25 protein-coding genes and 1 tRNA gene are annotated in these 24,802 nt (G+C 71.2%); 12 read left to right on the top strand and 14 right to left on the bottom strand.

Annotated elements, in window-relative coordinates:
- The first annotated feature begins 139 nt into the window (after nt 1-139).
- Nucleotides 140-874: a YoaK family protein gene (locus ACWDR3_RS02540; protein WP_450350155.1), complete on the top strand. Its 735-nt coding sequence runs from the start codon at nt 140-142 to the stop codon at nt 872-874.
- The gene (locus tag ACWDR3_RS02535; RefSeq protein WP_450350154.1) at nt 871-1,719 is read left to right on the top strand and encodes an MIP/aquaporin family protein; all 849 of its coding nucleotides are present in this window, start codon (nt 871-873) and stop codon (nt 1,717-1,719) included. The genes ACWDR3_RS02540 and ACWDR3_RS02535 overlap by 4 nt, the downstream gene beginning before the upstream one ends.
- Here the strand turns inward: ACWDR3_RS02535 and ACWDR3_RS02530 are convergent, their stop codons facing one another.
- Complete coding sequence (locus ACWDR3_RS02530; protein ID WP_450350152.1) at nt 1,720-2,880, bottom strand: MFS transporter; 1,161 nt, start codon at nt 2,878-2,880, stop codon at nt 1,720-1,722.
- A 271-nt stretch (nt 2,881-3,151) separates the two neighbouring features.
- Here ACWDR3_RS02530 and ACWDR3_RS02525 point away from each other — a divergent pair, with 271 nt between their 5' ends.
- The gene (locus ACWDR3_RS02525) at nt 3,152-4,246 is read left to right on the top strand and encodes a DUF5937 family protein (RefSeq protein ID WP_450350356.1); all 1,095 of its coding nucleotides are present in this window, start codon (nt 3,152-3,154) and stop codon (nt 4,244-4,246) included.
- A gap of 74 nt (nt 4,247-4,320) precedes the next feature.
- On the opposite strand, the gene ACWDR3_RS02520 is transcribed toward ACWDR3_RS02525, so the two are convergent.
- Nucleotides 4,321-4,393, bottom strand: a tRNA-Arg gene (locus tag ACWDR3_RS02520).
- Between the two features lie 195 nt (nt 4,394-4,588).
- Nucleotides 4,589-5,281 carry a ScbR family autoregulator-binding transcription factor gene (locus tag ACWDR3_RS02515; RefSeq protein ID WP_450350150.1) on the bottom strand — a complete coding sequence of 231 codons (693 nt, stop codon included), beginning with the start codon at nt 5,279-5,281 and terminating at the stop codon, nt 4,589-4,591.
- 276 nt (nt 5,282-5,557) lie between these two features.
- On the opposite strand from ACWDR3_RS02515, the gene ACWDR3_RS02510 reads away from it, so the two are divergent.
- Nucleotides 5,558-6,520, top strand: a complete 963-nt coding sequence (locus tag ACWDR3_RS02510) for a ScbA/BarX family gamma-butyrolactone biosynthesis protein (RefSeq protein ID WP_450350148.1) — start codon at nt 5,558-5,560, stop codon at nt 6,518-6,520.
- Here the strand turns inward: ACWDR3_RS02510 and ACWDR3_RS02505 are convergent.
- On the bottom strand, nt 6,493-7,059 hold the full coding sequence (locus ACWDR3_RS02505) for a TetR family transcriptional regulator (protein ID WP_450350146.1): 567 nt from the start codon (nt 7,057-7,059) through the stop codon (nt 6,493-6,495). The two genes, ACWDR3_RS02510 and ACWDR3_RS02505, sit on opposite strands and share 28 nt — an antisense overlap.
- Nucleotides 7,060-7,137: 78 nt before the next feature.
- On the opposite strand from ACWDR3_RS02505, the gene ACWDR3_RS02500 reads away from it, so the two are divergent.
- Nucleotides 7,138-8,361 carry an acyl-CoA dehydrogenase family protein gene (locus tag ACWDR3_RS02500; protein ID WP_450350145.1) on the top strand — a complete coding sequence of 408 codons (1,224 nt, stop codon included), beginning with the start codon at nt 7,138-7,140 and terminating at the stop codon, nt 8,359-8,361.
- Here ACWDR3_RS02500 and ACWDR3_RS02495 read toward each other — a convergent pair.
- The 7 genes from ACWDR3_RS02495 to ACWDR3_RS02465 form a co-directional block, all read right to left on the bottom strand.
- Nucleotides 8,283-8,786, bottom strand: a complete 504-nt coding sequence (locus ACWDR3_RS02495) for a MerR family transcriptional regulator (RefSeq protein WP_450350143.1) — start codon at nt 8,784-8,786, stop codon at nt 8,283-8,285. The genes ACWDR3_RS02500 and ACWDR3_RS02495 overlap by 79 nt on opposite strands.
- A 20-nt stretch (nt 8,787-8,806) precedes the next feature.
- Nucleotides 8,807-9,046 carry an acyl-CoA carboxylase subunit epsilon gene (locus tag ACWDR3_RS02490; RefSeq protein ID WP_450350141.1) on the bottom strand — a complete coding sequence of 80 codons (240 nt, stop codon included), beginning with the start codon at nt 9,044-9,046 and terminating at the stop codon, nt 8,807-8,809.
- The gene (locus tag ACWDR3_RS02485) at nt 9,043-10,653 is read right to left on the bottom strand and encodes an acyl-CoA carboxylase subunit beta (protein ID WP_450350139.1); all 1,611 of its coding nucleotides are present in this window, start codon (nt 10,651-10,653) and stop codon (nt 9,043-9,045) included. The genes ACWDR3_RS02490 and ACWDR3_RS02485 overlap by 4 nt, the downstream gene beginning before the upstream one ends.
- 131 nt (nt 10,654-10,784) lie before the next feature.
- Nucleotides 10,785-12,227 (bottom strand): MFS transporter, encoded by a 1,443-nt coding sequence (locus ACWDR3_RS02480; RefSeq protein ID WP_450350138.1) that lies wholly within the window; start codon nt 12,225-12,227, stop codon nt 10,785-10,787.
- A gap of 56 nt (nt 12,228-12,283) precedes the next feature.
- Nucleotides 12,284-12,514, bottom strand: a complete 231-nt coding sequence (locus tag ACWDR3_RS02475) for a tautomerase family protein (RefSeq protein ID WP_450350137.1) — start codon at nt 12,512-12,514, stop codon at nt 12,284-12,286.
- A 95-nt stretch (nt 12,515-12,609) separates the two neighbouring features.
- On the bottom strand, nt 12,610-13,419 hold the full coding sequence (locus ACWDR3_RS02470) for an SDR family NAD(P)-dependent oxidoreductase (protein WP_450350135.1): 810 nt from the start codon (nt 13,417-13,419) through the stop codon (nt 12,610-12,612).
- A 280-nt stretch (nt 13,420-13,699) separates the two neighbouring features.
- On the bottom strand, nt 13,700-14,302 hold the full coding sequence (locus ACWDR3_RS02465; RefSeq protein WP_450350133.1) for a TetR/AcrR family transcriptional regulator: 603 nt from the start codon (nt 14,300-14,302) through the stop codon (nt 13,700-13,702).
- A gap of 227 nt (nt 14,303-14,529) precedes the next feature.
- Here ACWDR3_RS02465 and ACWDR3_RS02460 point away from each other — a divergent pair, with 227 nt between their 5' ends.
- The 5 genes from ACWDR3_RS02460 (at nt 14,530) to ACWDR3_RS02440 (ending at nt 18,481) form a co-directional block, all read left to right on the top strand.
- Nucleotides 14,530-15,363, top strand: a complete 834-nt coding sequence (locus ACWDR3_RS02460) for an AfsA-related hotdog domain-containing protein (RefSeq protein WP_450350132.1) — start codon at nt 14,530-14,532, stop codon at nt 15,361-15,363.
- Between the two features lie 117 nt (nt 15,364-15,480).
- Nucleotides 15,481-16,107, top strand: coding sequence for a hypothetical protein (locus ACWDR3_RS02455; protein ID WP_450350130.1), 627 nt, complete (start codon nt 15,481-15,483; stop codon nt 16,105-16,107).
- Between the two features lie 112 nt (nt 16,108-16,219).
- Nucleotides 16,220-17,143, top strand: coding sequence for a hypothetical protein (locus tag ACWDR3_RS02450; RefSeq protein WP_450350128.1), 924 nt, complete (start codon nt 16,220-16,222; stop codon nt 17,141-17,143).
- A gap of 10 nt (nt 17,144-17,153) precedes the next feature.
- Complete coding sequence (locus ACWDR3_RS02445) at nt 17,154-18,278, top strand: 3-oxoacyl-ACP synthase III family protein (protein WP_450350127.1); 1,125 nt, start codon at nt 17,154-17,156, stop codon at nt 18,276-18,278.
- Nucleotides 18,279-18,328: 50 nt separating this feature from the next.
- A complete protein-coding gene (locus ACWDR3_RS02440; protein ID WP_450350125.1) occupies nt 18,329-18,481 on the top strand; it encodes a hypothetical protein in 153 nt (50 codons plus the stop codon).
- Nucleotides 18,482-18,549: 68 nt separating this feature from the next.
- On the opposite strand, the gene ACWDR3_RS02435 is transcribed toward ACWDR3_RS02440, so the two are convergent.
- The 3 genes from ACWDR3_RS02435 to ACWDR3_RS02425 all read right to left on the bottom strand — a co-directional run bounded on the left by ACWDR3_RS02435 (nt 18,550) and on the right by ACWDR3_RS02425 (nt 22,421).
- The gene (locus tag ACWDR3_RS02435) at nt 18,550-19,344 is read right to left on the bottom strand and encodes an HAD family hydrolase (protein WP_450350123.1); all 795 of its coding nucleotides are present in this window, start codon (nt 19,342-19,344) and stop codon (nt 18,550-18,552) included.
- 45 nt (nt 19,345-19,389) lie between these two features.
- Entirely contained in the window at nt 19,390-21,051 is a 1,662-nt protein-coding gene (locus ACWDR3_RS02430) for an IclR family transcriptional regulator domain-containing protein (RefSeq protein ID WP_450350121.1), read from the bottom strand.
- 74 nt (nt 21,052-21,125) lie between these two features.
- A complete protein-coding gene (locus ACWDR3_RS02425) occupies nt 21,126-22,421 on the bottom strand; it encodes a M6 family metalloprotease domain-containing protein (RefSeq protein WP_450350120.1) in 1,296 nt (431 codons plus the stop codon).
- A 291-nt stretch (nt 22,422-22,712) separates the two neighbouring features.
- Between ACWDR3_RS02425 and ACWDR3_RS02420 the strand changes: the two genes are divergently transcribed.
- The gene (locus tag ACWDR3_RS02420; protein ID WP_450350354.1) at nt 22,713-23,357 is read left to right on the top strand and encodes a TetR/AcrR family transcriptional regulator; all 645 of its coding nucleotides are present in this window, start codon (nt 22,713-22,715) and stop codon (nt 23,355-23,357) included.
- A 204-nt stretch (nt 23,358-23,561) separates the two neighbouring features.
- Nucleotides 23,562-24,802: MFS transporter (locus ACWDR3_RS02415; protein WP_450350119.1), on the top strand; the 1,241-nt coding region annotated here is incomplete at its 3' end.

Raw genomic sequence — 24,802 nt, 5'->3', positions numbered from 1 at the left:
GATCGCTGCATCCGCATCCATATGTTGGACGGAACGTTCCCTATGGAGACAGGCTCGTAGAGGAGCCGGGACACCGGGATCCGGGAGAGCTCCAGTGCACCGGGAGCCCGGGAGACCTCCAGCGAATGGGAGCAATGTCATGTCTGCCGTACTGCGCGACGCGTGGACCACCGTCGTCCCCGACATGGACGACCGACACGGCCCACTCCCGCCCCTGATGCTCACGCTGACCGTGGTCACCGGCCTTGTGGACGCCTTCAGCTACCTCGTCCTCGGCCACGTCTTCGTCGCCAACATGACCGGCAACGTCGTCTTCTCCGGCTTCGCGATCGCCGGCGCGGCCGGCTTCTCCCTGGCCGCCTCGCTCGCGGCCCTCGCCGCGTTCGCCGCGGGCGCGCTGGCCAGCGGCCGCCTCGCGCACCGGGTCGGGGCCCACCGAGGCCGCGTACTGCACCTCGCACTGCTCCTGGAGACCACCCTGGTCGTGGCGGCGTACATCACCGCGCAGACCACCACCGCCCCGCACACGGGCGCCGTCCAGTACACCCTGATCGCCCTCCTCGGCCTCGCCCTGGGCATCCAGAACGCCACCGCCCGCACCCTCGCCGTCCCCGACCTGACCACCACCGTCCTGACCCTCACCATCACCGGAGTCGCCGCCGACAGCCGCCTCGCGGGCGGCAAGGGCAGCAAGGTCGGCCGCCGGATGCTCTCGGCCGGGGCGATGTTCGCCGGGGGCCTCGCGGGCGCCGTCGCCGTCGAACACGGCGAAACCGCCCTGCCCCTGCTCTTCGCCGCGGTGCTCCTGGTCGGGGTCACGATCGCGGCGTTCACGCTGACGCGATCGGACGCCTCGTGGACGAAGCCGCTGTGACGAAGAACGATGTGCGCGGTACGACGGTGAGGAAGGACCCTGCGCGCGGTACGACGGCGAGGCCGACGGAGACAGGACTCACCCCCCACCCCACATGGCGCGGCACCCTCCACCTCACATGGCGCCGCACCCTCCACCCCGCCCTTCTCGAACTCGCCCTCACCGCACTGATGATGTTCGCCGTGGCCACCACGGCCCGCTGGCTGATGGGCACCCTCGACCCGGCCGCCGGCGGCTGGTGGAACACCCCCGAAGGCAGACTGATCGCCGTGGCGCCCCTGGCCGGCTACACCGTCACCGCCGTCATGCTCTCGCCCTGGGGCAGGGTGACCGGCGGACACGTCAACCCGGCGATCACCATCGCGATGTGGCGCTACGGCCGCACGCCCGCCCGCGCGGTCGCCCCCTTCATCGCCGGCCAACTCCTCGGCTCACTCCTCGGCATCGCGGCCGGACGGCTGGTGTGGGGACGGGAGTTCGCGGCCCCGGCCGTGGACTACGCCGTCATCCGCCCCGCCGCCGACTGGTCCTGGACCGCGGTCGCCGCGATCGAGGCCGGCACGATGTTCGTCATCGTCGCCGTCGCGGGAATCGGCATCTCCAGCCGCCGACTTGGGCCGTTCATCCCCTGGGCGGTCGGCACGATGATCGCCGCGCAGATCATCGCCTTCGGCACGCTGACCGGCGGAGTCGCCAACCCGGCACGGGAGTTCGGCCCCGCGGTGTTCGCCGGCGACCTCTCGCTCCTGCCCGCGTATCTGCTCGCGCCGCCGGTGGGGGCGTACGCGGCGTCTGTCGTGATCGGCAGATGGATCGAAGCACGTCACTCCTCCTCCCGTACGTGATCACCGTATGGCGCGGACAACTGCGGCCGCCAGCAGGGTGGTTACGGCCAGGACACTCCACAGCACCCCCGGCCCCACAGCGAGCAGCGCGGTGAGCGCGGCCGGCGCGGCGGCCCGGCCGATGCCGGTGGACAGCTGCCAGCGGGCGAGCGCGCGACCGCGCAACCGCGCCGGCGTCGTCGCGAGGACGAGCGCAGTTGCGCTGCCGGTGTAGAGGATCTCGCCGGCCGTGTAGAGCACCGACACCGCGGCGACGGCCAGTGCACCCGCCCCGCCGCCGAGTGTGCCCGCCGCCCAGAACCCGAGGTAGGACAGGGCGAGCACGGCCCCCGAGGACGCCAGCACCGACCGCCGCGAACGCCGTGCCAGCCACACCACCACCGGCACCTGAGTGACGATGACCAGCACGGTGTTGGCCACGAAGATGCCGGCCGACCAGGAAGGGGAGGCGTGCAGATAGGTCACCAGCAGGGCGGGCAGGGCGACTTCGAGGACGTCGTAGCAGAAGGCGTAAGGGAGGTTGGCGAGACTGAGGACGGTGACGTGCCGCAGATGACTGCTGTCCGGATCACCCTCGGTGTCGATGCCGGTGCCGGCGGGAGACGAGTCTCGCCGCTCACTTGCGCCCCCACCCTCCCCCTCCCCGCCGGCGCCAACCCGCATCGACCCCACCAACCCCGCCGCCACGAGATACCCGACAACCGTCACCAAGGCCAGGACCCGCAGCGCACCCGTGCCACCGGCCACCGCGAGCGTGGCGATCAACGCCCCCGCACCCAACCCGGCGTTGCGCAGTGACCGTGCCGCCGCCAGCGCCGCATCACGCTGCCGGTCGTCCGTGAGGGCGGCGACCACGGCCGCGTGCGCGGCGGGCCAGGACTGGACCCCGATGCCGAGCAACACCGCCGCCGCCGTGTACCCGACCGGACCGGTGGCCACCAGCAGCACGAGCGTCCCCGCAACCCGCACCAGCAGCGTCGCGGCCACCAGCGCCGCGAGGGCCCCACGGTCGATCCACTGCCCGGTCAGCGGTACGGCGCCCAGCCCCGCCAACATCCCGACGGACAGCGCGAGTCCGGCGTCGCCCGCGCCCAGATGCAGCACGCCGATCCCGTACAGCAGCAGAAACGGCCGCATCAACCCGGCGGCAAGAGCGTCCACGACGACGGCCGAGGTATACCGCCCACCACCGGACACGCGCAGCAAGCCGGCCGGCGCGAGAAGACTCCCGCCCTTGCCGACGGAACCCGCACCTCTCCCCGTACCCGTACCCGTATCCGTATCCGTATCCGTACCCGTATCCGCACCGGTGTCCGTCCTCATGGCCGTCACGATCCCCACCGCCACGACCACCCGGCACGCGGATTGACGATCAGCGCCAATGCACTTCCAGCGCGAGGGCATGCTGGTCTCCGACTGCGACCATGACCCCATGAGCGTGACGATCGACATCACGGGCCTACCGCCCGAGCAGATCCGCTTCGTGCCCTCCCCGCTGGCCGAGCTGACCGCGATGCTGCACGTTCTGTCCGAGCCCAACCACCATCCGGAGCTACGGGGTTGGGCCGCGGCCACCGCCTCCGCGCTCCCGTCCGGCCTGGCCGACCGACTGCTGGACGCGGAGGCGCTCTGGAGATCGGCCCGCGCGGACTTCCTCGTCCCCGGCCGCCCCGGAGCGACCCTGACCGACGAACTGGACGCGGTCGACCGCATCCCGGACGAGGCGTACGCCACCGCGGCCCTCACCTCGCAACGCGCGACGGCATCGGCTCTCGCGGAACTGTCGTCACCGCTCACCGACGAGACAGCCCGCGAACGCGCGCTGGAGGTGGCGAGGGCGGGCGGCCCACGCCAAGCGGCCTTCGCGGAGCGACTGCTGGCGGACCCGCCGGCCGTACGGGCGTGGGTACGCAGACTCCTCCAGGACTGCGAGGAGGCGTTCTTTGCCGAGACCTGGCAACGCACTCGCCCTCACCTGACGGCGGACGCCCGCCAGAAGACCGACCTGCTGAACAGACAGGGCCCGGCACAAACCCTGGCGGCGGTGTCCAGCGCGATCACCCTGGACACGACCCACCACCGCCGGCGCATCGTCATCGACAAACTCCAGGACGTCAGCACCAGCACGACCACCGAAACCGGCCTGACCTTCATCCCCAGCGACTTCGGCCGCCCCCACCTGACCATCGTCTTCTCACCCGGCTGGCACCCGGTGGTCCAGTACCCCGCCACCATCCCGGGCCTGACCCACCCCGCACCCCCCGAACTGGTCCAACGCCGCTTGGACGCCCTGGCCCACCCGGTACGCCTCCGCCTCTGCCGCACCCTGGCCCGAGGCCCCCACACCACAGGCGAACTGGCTGCCTACTGGCAACTGACCGCCCCCGAGGTCTCCCGCCAACTCACGGTCCTCAAAAAGGCAGGCCTCCTCATCACCCACCGCCGGGGCAGGTACGTGCGTTACGAGTTCGACCTCACGACGGGGGCTCGGCTGGGAACGGACTTGCTGGAGGCCCTGCTGCGGTGACGACACTCAGGGAGCCCAACGCAAAGGCCCTCCCGTCCACCGGACGAAAGGGCCCCTGACCAGGTACTTCACTGTGCCCCCGGCAGGATTCGAACCTGCGACACCCGCTTTAGGAGAGCGGTGCTCTATCCCCTGAGCTACGAAGGCGAGGGTGGTGCGGTGGTGGCATGCCGGTCCACGGTCATGCCGCCGTCCACAGTGTAGCGGCTGACCATGTGGCGATCGGCAAGCCTTTTCGGCCCCTGCCTCAGTGCACCCCGGCCCCTGCTCCGGCCCCGCCCGTCACGCCGGCCCCTGCTCCGGCCCCGCCCGTCACACCGGCCCGCGCTCCGCCCCCGCCCGTCACCCCTGGCCCCCCTCCACCCCCACCCCCGGCACCAACGCCACCAAGATCTCCCGCACCCGCTCCGCGATGTCCGCACGGTCGTTCAGGACCCAGGAGATGTGCTGGGCGCCGAAGAACGCGGAGACGAGGACGCGGGAGGTGGTCTCGGGGGTGGTGCCCGGGGGGAGTTGGGAGTGGTCCTGGGCCTGGCGGAGCCAGCGGGTGAGGGACTCCGTGTAGCCGAGGTACGGCATGGGCATCTCGACGCCGATCAGGGAGCGTTCGATCTGGAGGCGGGCGCCGGCCTGGACCATGGTGTCGTCGCGGAAGGCGAGTGCCGTGCGTTCGAGGAGTTCCGCCACCGACGCCAGCGGGGACAGGCCCGCTTCCTCGACCTCGCTGCCGATGACTCCCAGGAGGTGGTAGAACTCCTCGGCCACGGCCTGCGCGAGCGCCTCCTTGTTGGCGAAGTGGAAGTAGACCGCGCCCTTGGTCACGCCCGCGAGTTCGGCCACGTCCAGGACGGTCACCGCGGGAAAGCCCTTCGTGGCGAACGCCTCCGCCGCCGCGTCGAGGACCTGGCCCCGGGTGCGTACCGCGCGCTCCTGCTTGAGGCCCGTGTCCCGGTTCCGAGGAGAGGCGTTCCGGGCGGTGTGGGGCTCCTGGCCGCTCACGCCCGTACTGGCCTCGGCACTGTCTTTCTTGGCCATCGCGTCCGTCCTCATGTCCTCGTGCACGTCCTCAAGGCGTCCTTGAAATATACCTTCGGGAATGTATTGTAAGCGGGCGGCTCGATGAGCAGAAGCGTCGGGCCGGTGTTGCTGTCTGTGTGAATACATTCACTGGGGGTTCAGACCATGCATCAGCCTGCCGCCGTACCGGAAACCAAACCGGTCGTCATACCTGTGCCCGCGCGCACGTCCACATCCGCATCCGCGCTCCTACGTCCACCCGCCCTCAGTTACCTCCAGCCCGTCCCCCGCCACATGGTGCACCGCGCCGCGATCGCCGAGGTCTTCCTCACCGACGCCGTCCGTACCGGCGAGCACAGCTTTCTCGTTGCCGCGCAGTGGCCGCGTGATCACGCGCTCTACTCGCCGGGGAGCGACGGGACGAGCGACCCGCTGCTGTTCATGGAGACCATCCGGCAGGCCCTGGTCTACCTCGCGCACGCCTACTACGACGTGCCGCTCAGCCACCGTTTCATCGGCTTCGGCTCGGAGTTCCGGATCACCGACCCGGCCGCGCTCCGCATCGGCGGGGAACCCGTGCCCGTGGTCCTTGAGGCGCAGTGGGTGTGGGTGGGGAATCGGCCGCCGAATCGATTCGGCATGCGGTTGGAGGTCGTGCTCACCGTGGGCGGACGGGCCTGTGGGCGCGGGGCGTTGCACGTCGTCGCCGTGGACGACAAGCGGTACGCCATGCTGCGCGGGCGGGGTGCCGTGCCGCGCGGCGCGGAGGCGAGCGGGGCCACGCGTGCGCCGCGTCCGGCGAACGGCCGGCCCGTCGAGCGCGTCCACCCCGCCGCCGTAGGCCGTCTGCGCGCCAAGGACAGCGTGCTCGTGCGTGAACGTACCGACGGGCCCTGGCAGTTGCTCGTCGACGTCGAGCATCCCATCTACTTCGACCATCCAAGTGACCATGTGCCGCTGATGGTTACGTTGGAGGGGTTCCGGCAGCTGGGACATCTGCTGCTGCACGCGGAGGTCGGCGTCCCGCGCACCCCCGAAGCGGCCGGTGCTCCGCACACCCTCCTCGGTATGGAGGTCGACTGCCTGGCCTTCGGGGAGTTGGACCAGCCGATCGACCTGGTGGTGGGGGAGCGGGAGAGCGGCCCCGCGGGGGTGCGGTTGACGCTCGACGCCGTTCAGGGCGGGACCGCGCTCGCGTCCTGCCGGGCCACCTGGGGTCCCGGCGCCGCTCACCTGGACGTACCGCTCAGCGCCTGACCGTCCGGCGGGAACGCGTCCCACAGATCGCGCACCCGTTCCGCCAGCCCGCGTCGGTCCGGGTCGGGCGCCGTGCAGTAGGCGCCCACCAGGATCACGACGGCGAGGTCCGCGAGATCGGCGAGCGGCGCGGTCGGTGGGTGCTCGCCCAGGGCACGCAAGTCGGCCAGGAGCTTGGGGGGTTCGGGTGTCGAGTGGATCTCGTCCATCACCAGACGCAGGGCCGCGTTGACCCGTACGTCCGCCTCGATCCGTTCGGCCAGGGCGCAGGTCAGTGTGCGCAGCCGGTCCCTGGCCGGCAGGTCCTCCGCCGTGGTCTCGGCGACCAACTTGTCGACCACCTCGTCGAGATGGGCCGTCAGCGCCTGGGCCAACTGCTCCTTGGAAGCGAAGTGGCCGTACAGCGCGCCCTTGGTGAGCCCGGTGCGGTCCGCCACGTGCTGGAGGTTGGCGCGCGGATAGCCGTGCCGCAGGAACTCGGCCGCGGCGGCGTCCAGGACGAGTTCGTGGGTGCGGCGCGCGCGTGCCTGTTTCGCCATGGCTGGTCCGTCCCTTCGTCCCTGGTCCCAAAAGAATACCTTCTTGAACGCACTTTTTCTGTAGACGGGAGCTGCTCCATGTCCTCCAGCGACGCCCCTCACACCCCTCACGCCCTTCACCTCTCCGGCGACGTCCTTCTCCTCGCCGCCGAGCACGCCCGACTCGCCGACCAGGACCGGCAGTTGACCGGCGATGTCGTCACCGCGCTCACCTCCGCCGGGCTCGCCCGCCACTTCGTGCCCCGGCGGTGGGGCGGGACGGAGGGGAGTTTCCTCGCACTCCTCGAAGACGTCTCAGCCGTCGGCGAGGCCTGCGTCTCCGCCGCCTGGGTCGCCATGTTGTGGGCCGCGCACGGGCGGTTCGCCGCGCTGTTGCCCGAGGAGGGGCAACGGGAGGTGTGGGGCGACTCGCCCGACGTACGGATCGCCGCCGCGCTCGTGCCGCCGGCCGGCCGGGCCGAACCGGTCGACGGCGGCTGGCGGGTGACCGGGAGCTGGGCGTGCGTGAGCGGGATTGAGCACGCCGCGTGGGTACTGGTCGCCGCGCCGGAGGCGTACGGGGACGGAGTGCGGGTGTGCGCGGTGCCGGGTGATGCCGTGGACGTCGAGGACACCTGGGACGCCACGGGGTTGCGAGGCACCGGGAGTCATACGGCCGTGGTGCGGGACGTCTTTGTCCCGCGTCAACGGACCTTCCCGCACGCCGAGTTGATGCGCGGGAGCGATGCCCCGGAGGCCGCCCGCTGCCACCGCGCCCCCGCCCATCTCGCCGGCGGCCTCATGTTCTGCGCCCCGGCACTGGGCGCCGCCCGGCGAGCCGTGACCGTATGGTCCGAGTGGGCGGCGGCGAAGGGACCCGGTGGCCGCCCCCACCACGACAGCCTGGCGGTGCGCGAGACGCTCGCCGTGGCCTCGGCCCAAGTCGACGCGGCCGGACTGCTGTTGGAGCGCGCGGCCCGCCGAGCCGACGCCGACCCCGTCACCGGACCCGGAAACGAAGCCGCCCTCCGCACCGAACCCGCCCCCGTCACCGAGACCCTGGTCACCGGCAATCGGCGCGACGCCGCCGTCGCCGCGCGGATGCTCGCCGACGCCGTCGACCGGCTGTTCCGTACCGGCGGTGCGCACATCCGTGACGGCTCGGGCGAACTGACCCGGCTGTGGCGGGATGTGCACACCGTCGCCTCGCACGGCGTGCTGCGACTGGAGCCGGTGGCGGACGCCTACGCCTCCGCCGTGCTCGGGTCGGACGCGACGGACACGGCGGCGGCCCGGACGAGTGCCGCCTCCCGCTCCAGGTAGAAGCCGATCTTCCAGTCCAGGTAGCGCAGCGTGGAGTCGTGCTGGCGGGCCTGGCCGCGCAGCAACTCCCGGTGGGCTTCGAGGAGTTCGCGGCGGGCTGCGATGGTGGAGTCGCCCGCCCGGTACAGCTCGACGTAGTGGTTCATGTCGGCCGGTGACATCCCGGTGCTGCGCAGGTGGTTGAGGAACTCCAGCCAGCGCAGATGCAGCGGGCTGTAGGCGCGCCCGCCGTACGGGTCCTCCGCGGCACCCTCGATCAGGCCCTGATCCTCGTACCAGCGCAGGGTGTCGGCGTCGAGGCCGCTGATCCGGACGACGTCTTCCAGGGAGAAGGTCTCCGCGAGCGAAGTGACGTACGCGGTGGGGCGGTTGTCGTGGGTCGCCCGCGTGCTCGGGCCCGTATGTGTGACAGGGGTCGTCTGCATGGTCATCGTGCTCCTCCGGGTCAGTGGCGCCAGGACGTGGCGGCGCGGTGCGGGGTCAGGGTGGGGCGGTGCCAGGTCGGTATGGGCCGGACGGGCGCGGGCTCCTCCGCGGCAGGCGACCGTCGGGCCAGTTCGAGCAGGACGGCGGTGGCGGCGGCGAGTTCCTCCGGGGTCGGGGTGCCACGCACGACACGCAGGACGAACTCCTCGCCACAACCGGCGACTTCGGTCTCGCCCGCCCTCTCCCTCTCGTCTCTCATGTCGGCTGGTTCCCGTGTTTGCGGGAGGGCAGGTCGCGGTGCTTGGTGCGGAGCATGGCGAGCGAGCGGATGAGTACCGCACGGGTGTCGCGCGGGTCGATGACGTCGTCGACCAGGCCCCGCTCGGCCGCGTAATAGGGGTGCATCAGCTCGGACTTGTACTCCGCGATACGCCGGGCCCGCACCGCCTCCGGGTCGGCAGCGGCGGCGATCTCCCGCCGGAAGACGACGTTGGCGGCACCCTCCGCGCCCATCACCGCGATCTCGTTGGTGGGCCAGGCAAGAGCCAGATCGGCGCCGATCGAGCGGGAGTCCATGACGATGTACGCGCCGCCGTACGCCTTGCGCAGCACCAGCGAGATACGTGGGACCGTCGCATTGCAGGACGCGTAAAGGAGTTTGGCGCCGTGCCGGATGATGCCGGCGTGCTCCTGACCCACCCCCGGCAGGAAGCCCGGCACGTCCACCAGCGTCACCAACGGGATGTTGAAGGAGTCGCAGAACTGCACGAACCGCGCGCCCTTCTCCGACGCGGCGATGTCCAACACCCCTGCGGTGGCGGCCGGTTGGTTGGCGACGATGGCGACGACGTGTCCGTCGAGCCGGGCGAGCCCGCACACCAGGTTGGCCGCCCAGGAGGGCTGCACCTCGAAGAAGTCGCCGTCGTCGACGACCTCCTCGATCACGCGGTGGATGTCGTATGCCTGGTTCGGCTCGGCCGGCACCAGGTCGAGCAGCGCCTCGCAGCGCCGCTCCGGATCGTCCGACGGCGGTTCGTGGGGCGGGAGTTCACGGTTGTTCGCGGGCAGCAGGGAGAGGAGATGGCGTACGTCCTCAAGGCAAGTCGCCTCGTCGTCGTACGCCCCCGCGGCCACCCCGGAGACGCCCGCGTGGACGTCGGCGCCGCCCAGTCCGTTGTGCGTGACCTGTTCGCCGGTCACGGCCTGGACGACGTCCGGGCCGGTGATGAACATCTGCGAGATGCCGCGGACCATGAAGACGAAGTCGGTGAGCGCGGGGGAGTAGGCCGCGCCGCCCGCGCACGGGCCGAGCATCACGCTGAGCTGCGGGATCACGCCGGACGCGGCCACGTTGCGGGTGAAGATGCCGCCGTAGCCGGCGAGTGCGCTGACGCCCTCCTGGATGCGGGCGCCGGCCCCGTCGTTGAGGCTGACCAGCGGGGCGCCTGCGGCCAGCGCGAGGTCCATCACCTTGTGGATCTTGGCGGCGTGCGCCTCGCCGAGGGCGCCGCCGAAGATACGGAAGTCATGGGCGTAGACGAAGACGGTACGGCCGTGGACCGTGCCCCAGCCGGTGACCACGCCGTCGGTGTAGGGCCGTCGGGCCTCCAGGCCGAAGCCGGTGGCGCGGTGCCGGCGCAGCGGCTCGATCTCGGTGAACGAGCCCTGGTCCAGGAGGAGTTCGACGCGTTCGCGGGCGGTCAGCTTGCCGCGCGCGTGCTGCTGGTCGCTCGCACCCGGGGCCGGACCCTCGTGCGCGAGCCGCCGTATCGACTCCAGTTCGGTGAGGCGGGAGTGGGTTGTCGATGGCGGGGGTGCGGGTGGACATGCGGGTGGAGCGAGTGGGCGTTCTTCGGTGACGGTCATGGGTCCAGCATGGCGTATTTAAATTCCTTCGTGAAGGTTTTTTAACTCGACTTTGCCGGAGCAGCCACGGAGGCGTGTGGACATACAGAAGCCCCGCACCCCTTCAGGGGCGCGGGGCTTCTGCCGAGCGGCTACGCCTTACCGCCGGTGGTCGCCTTCGTGAGCCGCGGCAGCAGAACCGCTGTCACGGCGGCCGTCGTCACCAGCATCACCACGCTGATGACAAAGCTCGTGTCGAAGCCGTGCTGGAAGTGCGCCGGGTTCGCGATCAGCGCGCCGAAGGCCGCCACCGCGATGCAACTGCCCACCTGCCGGAAGGTGTTGAGCACCGCGGCCGCCGTGCCCGCCCGCTCGCCGTCGATGTTCTCCAGGATCGCCGCCGTCAGCGACGGCACCGCGAGCCCGCCGCCCAGGCCGATCGGGACCAGCAGCAGCACCGGGATCAGGTACGAGGTGGAGGAGGTGACCGTGAGCATCAGCAGCGCACCGGCCGCCATCACCAGCTGCCCGATCGCCATGGGCACCCACGCACCCTTGCGGGCCGCGAGCTTGACGCCCGCCATGTTCACCACGGAGATCAGCGCGCACATCGGGATGAACATCGCGCCGGTGCTGATCGGGGAGGCGCCGCGCACCTGCTGGAAGTACATGCCGAGCAGGAAGATGGCGCCGTAGAAGACCGCGTTGATGGTGAAGCCGGCCGCCAGGCAGACCACGACCGTGCGGGACTTGAAGATGCTCAGCGGCACCATCGGGTGCTCACGGCGGGACTGCGTCAGGACGAACGCCACCGTCGCGACCGCCGACAGCGCCAGCGTGCCCAGCACGTCCGGGCTGGTCCAGCCCGCGCGGCCGCCCTCGATCACGGCGTACGTCAGACCGGCGAGCGAGGCCACCACCGACAGCTGGCCGAACAGGTCGACCGGCGCGGCACGGCGGGCGGAGGGGGCGATACGGGTGAGGAGTGCGAGTCCGATCGCGCCCACCGGGAGGTTCAGGTAGAACACCGCGCGCCAGCTCAGCCCGCTGGTGAGCATGCCGCCGATGACCGGCCCGAAGGCGACCGCGACCGAACCCGCGGCCGTCCAGATCGCGATGGCCCGCGCCCGCTTGCCCGGGTCGGAGTAGGTCTGCCGGATCAGCGCGAGCGAGGCCGGCACCATCAGCGCGGCGGCCCCGCCCTGCACCATGCGGGCGCCGATCAGGGTGCCCAGGTTGGGTGCGACACCGCAGGCCAGGGATGCCACGGTGAAGGCGGCCAGGCCCCAGGCGTAGGCCCGGCTGGCGCCGATCCGGTCCGAGAAGGTGCCCGCGGAGAGCATGAACGCGGCGAACATCAGGGTGTAGCCGTCGACGATCCACTGCAGGTCGGCCATCGAGCCGCGCAGGTCGTGGGAGATGGCGGGCAGCGCCACGTTGACGACCGAGCCGTCGAGGGAGATGACGAAGAAGGCGAGCAGGGCGGCCGCGAGGACGGTGGTGGGGGAGGAGGCGCGCGGCGGAGCCGGTTCGCCGGGTACGACCGGGGTCCGGTCGCTCCGGTCGGTCCGCGCGGACCGGGTCAGGATGGCCATGGGAACTCTCCTTGAATGAGGCCGAGTTGGGGGAGGTGGGGGGCGGGAGTGCGTGGTCAGACCTGGGCCGGCGCGGCTCGGCGGCGGCTGAGTTCGGCGAACTCCGGGTTCGTGCCGAGCACTCCGCCCTCGCCCCAGCGGTTCTGCGGGATCTCCTGGATGAAGACGGTGATCTTGTCGAGGGGCGCGCCGATCACGCGGTGCACCGTGGCGGTGAGCTCCTCGATCAACTCCTGGCACTTCTCGTCGGTCTGGTTCGGCCAGGTGGTCATGGTGAGGATGGGCATGGCGAAGCTCCTTGTGGCGTAAGGGATTTCAGGCGTACGAGAGTCGAGTGCCGTACGAGAGTTGAGGGTGCTGCGCGTCGAGGGGGCGCGGCGGGCTACAGCCCGGTCGAGGCTCCGCCGTCGAGGGTGATCGCGGCGCCGGCCACGTGCCGGGCGGCGGGGGAGAGCAGGAAGGCGGCGAGGCGGGCCACGTCGGCCGGTTCGGCGAGCCTGCCGAGCGGTGTCCCGGCGGCGACCTGCGCGCTGACCTCCTCGGCGGTGGCGCCGGTGCGGTCGCCGACGGCCTTGGCGATCTCGTCCCACAGCGGGGTGCGTACGGCGCCGGGGTCGAGCACGTTGACGCGGATCCCGGCGCGGCCGAGGTCCTTGGAGACGGATTTGGCGAAGGCGGCGACGGCCGCGTTGACCGCGCTGTTCACCGGGAAGAGCGGGTCGGGGTCCTTGCGGAAGACCCCGCTGACCAGCACGACCGAGCCGCCGCCGGCCGCGGTCAGGGGGCCGGCAAGGGCACGGACGAGCCGGACCGCGCCGAGCAGCTTGCCGTTGAACGTGGCCTGCCACATCGCGTCGGTCGTCTCGGCGAGCGGGGCCAGCGGGCCGTCGCCCGCGGTGTGCACCAGCCCGTCCACCCGGCCGAGTTCGCCGACCAGGGCGTCGACGGTGGCGTCGACCCGAGCGGTGTCGTTGATGTCGGTCTCGTACGTCACGAGCCGGCCGGCACCGCCGGTGCGGGCGTCGATCTCGCACCGGACGCGATCCAGACGGGCCGCGTCCCGGCCGAGCAGGGCGACGGTGGCGTCGGAACGGGCGAGCTCCTCGACCACGGCGGCACCCATGCCGCCGGTGGCGCCGCTGACGACGATGACGGGGGCGGGGACGGGGGAAGGGGCGGTGACGGTGTCCACGGGGTCCTCGAATCTCCGGGGCTGCGCCCACAGTTGACGATGCGTCAGATCAACCCGGACGGTCCGAACGCGGCGGTTCCGGCCTGGTGATGAAGAAGGTAGCCGGGTTCGAGGTTCGCCGCAACCATCTAGTTGGTTTTCTGCTTGACCCGACCCCAGGAAAGCCTCCCGGCGCGCCTCCCGCACACCCTCCGACCAGCAAAAAGGGAGCCCGGAACAACCCGAACTCCCTTGCCGGCGACCCGCCTTACGGCAAACCGCCTTACCGCGGGGCGCCCCGTCAGACCGCCCCCTCCAGCACGTTGTCGATGATCGAGTGGCCGTGCGCCACGACGCTGGTCCGCAGCAGGGCCCAGCCCGACTCCGTGTCGCCGTCCGGGCCGAGCATCAGCCGGCGCTGCTGCGGCACGATGAACGGCCAGGAGGCGATGCCGACCAGGATGATGAGCACCCGGGCCGCCGCCGAGGGGTCGTCGATGCCGAGGGCGAGGCTGAGCGCGGCCGTCTTGTGGACGTAGTACGCCTCGCGTTCCTTCTCGTCCGGGATCGGTCCCGCGCCGTAGTGCAGTCCCTCCCAGGCGAGCAGCCGCACCAGGTCGGACCGGCGGTGGTAGTCGAAGACCTCGCCGACGTAGGAACGCAGGCCCTCCTCCGTGGTCGGGATCGGCACGACCTCGGACATGTGGGCGTACACCTTGCTCATCACGGCCGCGAACAGGGCTTCCTTGTTGCCGAAGTAGGCATAGATCCGCTGCTTGTTGACGCCGGAGCGCTCGGCGATGCGGTCCACGCGCGCACCCGCCAGACCGTGCTCGGAGAACTCCGCCTGGGCGGCCTCCAGGAGCTTGGCGCGGGTCTGCAGTCCCTTGGGTGTCTCAGCCATGGGGCGAGCGTAGTCCACCTGAAACCAACTGGATAGTTCTGAAAAACCAACTAGATGGTTGCGTTCTCGTCCGGACTCCTCTACGTTCTTCACATCGGCCCCGCCACACCGGCAGAAACCGGCAGGAAACCGTCATGAGTCGACAGGTGTCGGCATGGACGGCGGCGGTCGGCCTCCGCACGTGACAAGCGACTAGCGACAGCTGCATCCCCACCAAGGAGAAACGCATGTCAGCCACAGCGACCACCCGCACCCTGCTGATCGTCGGCGACCGTTTCGTCGGGTTCGCCGCGCAGGACGACGTCCTCACCGTCACGCAGTTCGTCGAGGAGATGCGCCTCGGCGTGTACTCCTGGGACACCCGGCCGATCCTGGTCCGCGCCGGACAGGGCGTCACCGCCGAGGAATGGGAGCTCGTCCGCGGCCAGGCCCAACTCCTGGGCCTCGGCGACCGGTTGGACCTCGACTACCGGGCCCCCGCGCTCGCCGGGCGCGGCGAGGCCCACAAACACCGAAGCTGCAACACCCTCATAGCCGACCTGCGGCGGGACGGCGAGGACCTGTTCTCCGCGACCCTGCGGGTGCACAACGACAACGAACTGCTCATCGACCACCAGACCGGCGAACACGTCCAGGGCATGGTCGCCGTCGAGGCCGCCCGCCAGATGTTCCTCGCGGTCAGCGAGCGCTACCACGCCTCCCGCCACCTGGACCGCTCGTACTACTACGTCATCGAGTCGCTGAACACCGACTTCGAGAACTTCCTCTTCCCGGTCGACGCCACCGTCGTCTACCACACGCTCCGCGCCGAGACCGACGACCCGGACCGGCTCTCCTTCGCCGCGGAGATCTCCCTCCACCAGGCCGGCCGCCGCGCCTCCATCACCACGGTGACCTACACGGCCTTCGACAGCCCGGTCATCGAGGCCAAGGAACACCGCCGCGCGCGCCACGCGGTCGAACACACGGTGCGTACGGCGACGCAGGCGGCCGTGGCGGCGGGGGCCACGGCGGCGAGCGCGGGCACCAAGACCGGGCAGCCGGTGCTGGTCGGCGCCTGAGCGGGCCGGCGCCCGAGCAGGTCGAACCGACTGCGCAAATCCCCTCGTGGGCACGCCACTTCACCATGCACGCCCCCCATCACCTTCAGCTTCACCATTCACCCAAGGAGATCAGTCATGTCCGCTTCCGCCGCCCTCATCACCGCCACCGAGCTCTTCGCCAAGCCCGAGCAGATCGACGCCGTCGCCGCGGCCTGGCAGGCGCACAACGACGCCGCCGGGTTCGGTGGCCGCATCCTCTACCGCGGTCTGGAGAGCAACTCCGTCCTCGAACTCGCCCCGCTGAAGGGCTTCGAGGAGATGGAGGAGCTGCGCGCCGACTGGTGGAAGCTGTGGGAGGCCGTCGGCCCGCTGGGCGAGGGCGACTTCCGCCGCCAGTTCCTGCAGTTCGTCGAGGCGCCCAAGCCGGCCGCGGGGGCGCTGCCCGACACCCGGTACGTGCAGATGCGGCACGTCGAGGTCGTGCCGCGGGTCTACCGGCAGTACCGCGCCTGGCGCGAGGAGACCATCTTCGACGTCGTCCGCACCTCCGAAGAGGTCGTCAGCTTCCAGGCGTTCCACTCGCTGGCCAGCACCGAGCCCGGCGTGATGTTCGTGTCCGGCTTCGACGCGGACCCGGCGAAGTACATGGAGGCCTTCACCTCCCCGCGCTACCAGCAGATCGTCCGCGAGGCCGGCGACACGTACATCACCGGCGGCGACAACGGTCTCTACACCCGCATCTACGAGCGCTTCACCGCCTGACCCCCAACTCCCCTCCTCCCGACGGCCGGCCGCGGAACCCCCTGTGCACCGAGCAAGGCGTCCCGCGGCCGGCCTTTCGTATCGGCTTCGCACCGGCGAAGGAGCACTCGACATGACCATCGCACCCGACATGACGACCGCACCCGAACTGACCACCGCGCCCGGGGGAGTTGCCCCCGCGGCCCCCATGACCCGCACCTACGACCTGAGCGTCACCACCCAGGGCCCCCTCTACCCGCCGAGCGAAATCGTGGACGCGAACGGTGACTTCGTCGTCGTCGGGCGCGTCAACCGGCCCGGCCCGGACGGCGCGACCGTCTCCGAGTGGGGGAGTGCGGTGGTCTCCCCGGACAGCCCGCTGCCCCCGCTCGGCACCAATCTTCCGTACGACGTCGTCCGGGAGCTGGACTTCGCGGACCCGACCGGACCGGATGCCCAAGTCCAGCTGTACACACTGCCGTTGCCGCTGCCGTGCAACAACTACCCGATGCTGTTCGCCCCGGAGCAGCGGCCGGACGCGCACGACGTGCGGCGGCCGAGCTATCCGCTGCACGGTGCCCCCATCCCGGATCTGCGGGAGGAGGACGGGCCCAAGGTGCGCGAGCCGATCACGCTGGGCCAATGGGTCAAGGCCCGGGGGCAGTTGGAGGTGCACGTGCCGGCGCACCGGCGCGGTGCCGACTTCTCGTTCGCGTTCACCGGTCTGATCCCCGACAGCCTCTACACGGTGATGTCGCTGCGCGAGCACGACCTCGACCCGGCGGGCCCGACCCGCCCCGGTCCGCTCGGCGTGCCCAACGCGTTCATCAGCGACAGCAACGGCATGGCCCACTACCGCGCCACCCTGCCCAACCCCTTCCCCGCGCCCGGCACTCCGGGAGCCAACCGCGTGATCAACGTGGTCGTGCTCTGGATGAGCTACCAGCAGAACTACGGCGGCGCGATCGGCCACTTCGGCCTCGGCGGCGACATCCACGCCCAACTGAAGATGCGGGGCCCGAGCTTCGGCGAGTTCACGACGGTTCCGACCACCTGAGGAGATACCCATGAGCATCACCACGCGCACCTCGATCGGCATCATCGCCACCGGCTCCTACCTGCCCGCCACGGTCGTCGACAACGCGGAGGTCGGCGCGGCGGCGGGCGTGAGCGCCGAGTGGATCGAGCACAAGACCGGCATACGACGACGACACCGCGCCGCCCCGCACGAGGCCACCTCGGACCTCGCCGCCAGGGCCGCCCAACGCGCCCTTGAGCAGGCCGGACTGACGCCCGATCAGGTGTCGTACGTCGTCGTCGCCACCTCGACCCCCGACCACCCCCAGCCCGCCACCGCGGCCATTGTCACCGACCTCATCGGCGCCCGCCGGGCCGCCGCCTTCGACGTCAACTCGGTGTGCAGCGGCTTCATGTTCGCGCTCACCGCGGCGGACCGCATGCTGCGGGCGGACGCGGCCGACGCGGCCGGTGCCAAGCGGCTGGACCCGAACCGCCCTCCCGCGCAAGGCCCGTACGCCCTGGTCATCGGTGCGGACGTCTACTCCCGCATCCTGGACGAGGGGGACCGCAAGACGGCGATCCTGTTCGGGGACGGAGCGGGCGCGGTGGTACTCGGTCCGGTGCCCGCCGGGACCGGCTCGCTCGTCACCAGCCTGACCACGCGCGGCGACCAGCACCGGCTGATCAGCGTGCCGGCGGGTGGCAGCAGGCGGCCGGCGTCGGCGGACACGCTGGCCGAGGGCGCGCACTGGTTCACGATGGACGGGCGCGGTGTCCGGGGCTTCGTGCACGACAACCTGCCCGGCGCGATCCACGAGTTGCTGGCCAAGGCGGGCGTACCCGGCCGCGCGGTCCGGCACTTCGTCCCGCACCAGGCCAACGGCGTGATGCTCGCCGAGGTCTGGCCCGCCCTAGGCCTGGACGCGGCCCGCATGCACCTGGCCCTCGCCCTGCACGGCAACACGGGTGCCGCGTCCGTCCCGATCACCCTCGATCTCGCCCACCGGCGCGGCCTGTTCACCGAGGGCGACCTCACCGTCCTGTCGGCCTTCGGCGGCGGCATGTCGGTCGGCTCGGCCCTCCTCCGCTGGGCCCCGACCCGCCACGCCCGCCCGGCCCGGCAGCACACGGCGGCCCCCGCGGGGGAGCCGGTGCTGGTGGGAGCTCGGTAGCGGCAGCCGCCCCTTTCCCGACACAGACGACCACTTGAGAGGTGAGCGAGATGCGACAGCGCACGGTGGGAAAGGACAAGGCCGTCCAGGCCACGCCCAGAAGGACACCCGCCGCCCCACGAGCGAAGGCACCCGTCCTCCGCCTCGCGGGCGACAGCGAGGACGCCTGGTTGGAACCGCACATCTGCCGGAGCATCGACTGAGCCGGCACACGCGTGAGGGGACGGAGGATCGGACCTCCGTCCCCTCACGCATGCCGGGCCGATTCCCGTCAGCCCAGCGGCAACGCGCAGTCCCCCGAGCACCCCTCGGAGTGCTCGTCCCGTCCCATCGACCAACAGGCCAGCGCGCAGCCGGAGTTCGCGACCCGCACAGCCCGCCGCGCAAGATGCTCCCGTACCGCCGGATCGTCCCCGACCGCCCTCGGATGCCCCACACAGTCCAGCATCGGGAAGTCCGAGGGATGGTCGCCGTAGGCGAAGCAGTCGCGCGGGTCCACGCCGGGGTGTTCGGCGAGCAGCCGGAGCACCGCCGCCCGCTTGCCCTCGCCGATCACGGGTTCGGGGACCTCGCCGGTGTAGTGGCCGTCCTGGACGACCGGCGAGGTGCACAACACGTGCCGGGCGCCGACGTGTTCGGCGATCGGGGCGAGGCAGGGCGCGAAGGACCCGGAGACGAGGACGACTTCGGCGCCCGCGGCCCGGTGCCCGTTCAGCTCCGTCACGGTGGACGCGATGAAGAACCCGGGGTCCTGCGAGGCGAGGTCGAACCACTCGCGGCCGAGGGCGGTCATCGTGGCCGCGCTCTCACCGGCGTAGGCGCGGTAGTAGGACCGGTTGACGTCCTCCCGCGCGGCCCCGGCGGCGGACTGCCGGCGCAGTTCCCCGGCGAGTTCCTCGTACCACCGCGCCCCGGCGTCCCCGTACCGGCGCACGCGCTGGAAGCGGGCGAACTCGAACATGCTCTTGCAGCTGATCAGCGTCTCGTCGACGTCACAGAAGACGAGGTACGCGGGCCGGTGCCGCGGGCCCGTCTCCGTACCTGTCGTATCCACCAGTACCGTCATCGCTCGGACTCCCCCTCCGTCGAATAACATTCCTTCGCGAAGGTATCAGGTGAGCGGTACCGCCCGGAAGCGCCCCGCGATCCGCACGTCCGCCTCGATGCGGTCGGCCGTGGCGCGCAGGGCGGGCAGGATGTCCTGGACGCACTCCTCGGCGGTGCGGCGGCTGCTGTGCAGAGCGACGTTCACGGCGGCCACGATCTGCCCGCCGCGCTCGCGCACCGGGACCGCGATCGACCGCAGGCCCTCCTCCAACTCCCCGTCGACCAGGGCGTATCCGTTCGCGCGGACGCGGTCCAGCTCGGCCCGCAGGGCGTCGGGGTCGGTGAGGGTGTGCCGGGTGAGGGGGCGCAACTCCGGGAAGTGCGGGGTGGGTTGGCCGGCCAGGATCACCCGGCCCATCGAGGTGGCGTACGCGGGCAGGCGGGTGCCGATGGTGATGTTGACGCTCATGATGCGGCTGGTGGCGACGCGGGCGGTGTACTGGATCTCGTCGCCGGTGAGGATCGCGAGAGAGGACGACTCGTGGACCTGCGCGGAGAGTTCGGCCAGGTGCGGGGTGGCGATCCCGGGGAGGGCGATCCGGGACAGCGGGGGGTAGCCGAGGTTCAGGACGCGCGGGGTGAGGCGGAAGACGCGGTCCTCGGCGGCGATGTAGCCCAGGTGCTCGTAGGTGATGAGGGCGCGGCGGGCGGTGGCGCGGGCGAGCCCTGTGGACTGGGCGACCTCGGTGAGGGTGAGGGCGGCGCGGCCCTCGCCGAACGCCGTCAGGACGGTGAGCCCACGGGCGAGCGATTCGATGAACTCCCGGCCCAGTTCCTGCTTGGACGCGCCGGTCCAGCCGGCCAGTCCGGAGGGGGCCGTGCCGGGGGCCGGGGGAGGTGCGGTGCGCAGCTCCTCCTGCATGTCCGCGACCGCCGTCCGCAGCCTCGGCAGCAGGGTGTCGCGCAGGTCGGCGGCGGTGTGCCGGCTGGTGTGGCTGACCACGCTGACCGCGCAGGCGATCTTGCCGGTGCGGGGGTCCCGTACCGGCATCGAGACCGCGACCAGGCCCGGTTCGATCAGTTCGTCGTCCAACGCCCAGCCGTCCTGGGCGGCTTGGGACGCGCGGCGCTCGAAGTCGGTCTCCCGGTCGGTGTGTTCGTGCGGCGGCAGGGCCGGGAAGCCGCGGTCCTGCGGGTCCGCCGACCGGCGCGTGCGCCAGGTGCGCCACTCGCGTGCCGTCCACTCCGTCGCGAACAGCGGGCCCGGCGCGGTGCGTTCGGCCGGCAGCAGGTCGCCGATGCGGAAGCTGAGGGACATCGCGCGGCGGCGGGTGGCCTGGTGGATGAAGCGGATGCCGTCGCGGTCGGCGACCGCCAGGGACACCGACTCGTCCAGTTCGTCGGCGAGGGCGTCGGCGCGCGCGTCCAGCAGCGCGGGCAGGCGCAGGGCGGAGAGATAGGCGTTGCCCAGCTCCATCAGGCGGGGGGTGAGGATCGCGTCGCGGCCGTCGAGGCGGACGTATCCCATGCGTGCGAGGGTCGCGGTGATGCGGTCGACCGTGGAGCGGGCGAGTCCGGTGGCCCGCTCCAGGCCGCTCGGACTGACCGTGCCGCCGGCCTCGGTCAGCTCCCGCAGTACGGCGATCCCTCTGATCAGAGGCGTGACCGCCTCCGCCGGCACCGCTGAAGCATCGGCAAGGGCGTCCAACGTGCGGTTCGCGGCCATCACATCTCCGGTACGGCAATCAGGGCAGGCCTACCGTAATGCGCCGTCCTGTCCGCGCACCGCCCCGCGGCCCGTCACCGGCGGGTGACCCGCACCCGGTAGTCCCCGGCCAGATCGGCTCCGGCCACCGAGATCTGGATCCCGCGGCGCGGGTCCTTGAAGGTCTCGCCGGGGGTGAAGGGGGCGTCGGAGAGCTCGGCGTTGACGTTCGGGCTGCGGGTGCAGCCGCCGCTGTCGCGCTTGGAGTCGTAGACCGTGACCGGGCCCATGCCGGTGTCCACGTCGGCGTCGACCTTGTAGACCAGGACACCCGGCCGGCACACGGTCTCGTCGTTGCCCTCGCGGGTGCGCAGCTCCAGGGCGTAGCCGGTGCGGGTGGTGACCGGGACGAAGATCAGCTTGGCGCCGCCCGGGCGGGCCAGCGGGGTCAGCGTGTACTCGGTCGTGCCCCGGCTCGCCGCGCAGCCGACCTGGGAGGCGTCCAGCCAGCCAAGCTTCCACTTGTGCCAGCCCAGCAGGTCGTTGTTGGCGCCCCAGTCCTCGCTCATGATGTCCCAGTGCCCGACCGAGCCGCCGCCCTCCTGGGTGTAGAGGTCGGGCAGGCCGAAGACATGGCCGTTCTCGTGCGGGAGCACGCGGTAGCCGGTCTGCGCGTAGGAGCCGGAGCCGTCGTCCTGGCGGGAGTAGACGAAGGAGGCGTTCGCCACGGGGACGCCGTCGGCGACCGGGGCGTCCATGTTCCCCGCGAACGTCACCGACAGGACCGTGTCCAGCGCGGAGGGGCCCGCGTTCGGGGTGACCAGCACGTTCAGGAAGTCGTACGAGCGGAAGTCGACGTCCGGGTCGGCGGCGGAGACGATGTCCTGGACCAGCTCGCGGTAGCCGGGGTCGAAGGGCGCGCCGCGCTCTATGCCGTACGCCTTGAAGGACTTGGGCATGCGCAGCCAGCGCGGGACCGGGGTCTCGGGGCGGTAGTCGAGGCGGCCGTAGGAGGCGGCGGTGAACCACTCCTGGGTCTGCGGGAAGAACTCGTGGAAGCGGTCGAGCGCGGTGCCCTTTCCGGGCGCGTCCGAGAAGTCGACCATCAGGGTCAGGGCGCGGACCGTGCCGGTGGAGCGGGAGTAGCCGCCGGGGGTGGGCACGCCCTCCGACATCTGGACGGTGTGGCCGCCGCTGATCATGCAGGGGCCGAAGGCGGCGGAGCGGGCCAGGGCGACCGAGCCGGCGCCGGCCGTCGTGGAGCCGGCCGTGAGGTGCCCGGTGCCGGCCGAGGTGCTGACCGCGAGGGTCAGCGCGGTCACCGACGCGAGGGCGGCCACGCGGCGCGGGCGTATCCGACGGCGGAGCGGCTGGGATCGCTCAGGCGGCATGCACGGGCCCTTCGTCCATGGCAGCCGCCGGTCTCTGGCTGCGCCCTTTCGATCACCCTGGGTCGCGGGGTGCGGGGGCGCGCGCTGGAGGAGCCCGAACGGAGGTTTCCGCCCGGAGGGCATGTGACTCAGGTCACAGGAAGTCTTCGTCAGGTCGGGAAATAACCGGGGATCGTTTCCCCGTTTAATCAGGCGTCCGAGCGAAACGGGGACTGCTTCCCCGGATCCCGGGATCCGGCCTCACAACCTGATCGCAAAGCCAACGACTTGAAGGAGTACGCCGTGACCGCCATGACGACCGCGAGTCCCGTGCAGCGCAAGGTGCCCCGGCCACGAGCCGACGCCCTGCGCAACCGGGAGCGGATCGTCACCGCCGCCCGCGAGATGTTCACGGAGTTCGGCCCTGACGTGCCGCTCGACGAGATCGCCCGCAGGGCAGGCGTGGGCAACGCCACGGTGTACCGCAACTTCCCCGACCGCGACGCGCTGGTCCGTGAGGTCGTCTGTTCCGTCATGGACCGGACGACCGAGGCGGCCGAGGTGGCGCTCGCGGAGAACGGGGACGCGTTCGGGGCGCTGGAGCGCTTCGTGCACGCGGCCGCCGACGAGCGGGTCACCGCGCTGTGCCCGATGATCTCCAGCACCTTCGACCAGCACCACCCGGATCTGGTGGACGCCCGCGAGCGGTGCGAGGAGCTCATCGGGGAGATCATGGGCCGCGCCAAGGCGGCCGGTCAGCTCCGCACCGACGTGGACGTCGGCGACATCATGATGGCCGTCGCCCAGCTGAGCCGGCCCCTGGCCGGTACGGCGTGCTTCAGCGTGGACCGCTTCGTCCACCGCCATCTGCAGCTGTTCCTGGACGGACTGCGGGCCCCGGCCCCCTCCGTGCTGCCGGGTACGGCGATGACCATGGAGGACCTGCGCAGGGTCTGACGACGACCGACCGATTAGTCAGGAGTCACGGGGGAGTCTCAACACCGCACAACGTTCTCGACATCTTCAGAACCGACTCAGTGCCGCGCCGCACCTTCCACAGCGCGTCCGGCACACCACCGGCCGTCAACGACGACAGGCCGTTCAGGACACAGTCTTCTTTTCCATCTTTTTCCGTCCCGAAGTACCGAAGTGGGTACCCCCATGTCTGAAACAGCCACCAAGGCTAACGGCGTGCCGGCGACGTCCGGCGACGCCAACCGCTGGAAGGCGCTCGTCTTCATCGCGCTCGCCCAGCTGATGGTCGTGCTCGACGCGACCATCGTGAACATCGCCCTGCCCTCCGCCCAGACCGACCTGGGCATATCCGACGGCAACCGGCAGTGGGTCGTCACGGCCTACGCCCTCGCCTTCGGCGGGCTCCTCCTCTTCGGCGGCCGCATCGCCGACCTCTGGGGCCGCAAGCGCGCCTTCGTCGTCGGTCTGGTCGGTTTCGCCCTGGCCTCCGCGCTCGGCGGTGCCGCCACCAGCGGCGCCATGATGTTCGGCGCCCGCGCCCTCCAGGGTGTCTTCGGCGCCCTGCTCGCCCCGGCCGCGCTCTCCCTGCTCGCCGTGATGTTCACGGACGCCAAGGAGCGCGCCAAGGCCTTCGGCATCTACGGTGCGATCGCCGGTGGCGGTGGCGCCGTCGGCTTCATCCTCGGCGGTGTGCTGACCGAGTACCTGGACTGGCGCTGGACGTTCTTCGTGAACATCCCCTTCGCCATCGTCGCCGCGCTCGGCGCCTACTTCGTCATCCGTGAGCCCGAGGGCGGCCGCAACCGCAACCCGCTCGACATCCCGGGCGTGCTGCTGTCCACCCTCGGTCTGGTCTCGCTGGTCTACGGCTTCACCCGCGCCGAGTCCGACGGCTGGGGCGACACCTCCACCGTCGCGCTGTTCATCGCGTCCGCGGTCCTGCTGATCTCGTTCGTCGTCGTCGAGGCCAAGGTCAAGGCCCCGCTGCTGCCGCTGCGCGTGATCACCGACCGCAACCGCGGCGGTATCTACCTCTCGCTCGGCATCGCCATCATCGCGATGTTCGGCACCTTCCTCTTCCTGACCTACTACCTCCAGGTCGTGAAGGGCTTCTCGCCGATCGAGACCGGCTTCGCCTTCCTGCCGATGATCGTCGGCATGATGGTCGGCTCCACCCAGATCGGCACCCGCCTGATGACCCGCCTGCCGGCCCGCCTGCTCATGGGCCCCGGCTTCCTGGTCGCCGCGGTCGGCATGCTGCTGATGACGCAGCTGGAGATCGGCTCGTCGTACGCCTCGATCATCCTGCCCGCGATGCTGCTGCTCGGTCTCGGCATGGGTACGGCGTTCATGCCCGCCATGTCCCTGGCCACCCTGGGTGTCGAGCCCCGGGACGCGGGTGTCGCCTCCGCGATGGTCAACACCTC

The organism is Streptomyces sp. NPDC001002, from assembly GCF_053599215.1.
Note: the sequence above shows the minus strand (reverse complement) of the source record. Positions and strands in the feature narration are given on the sequence as shown.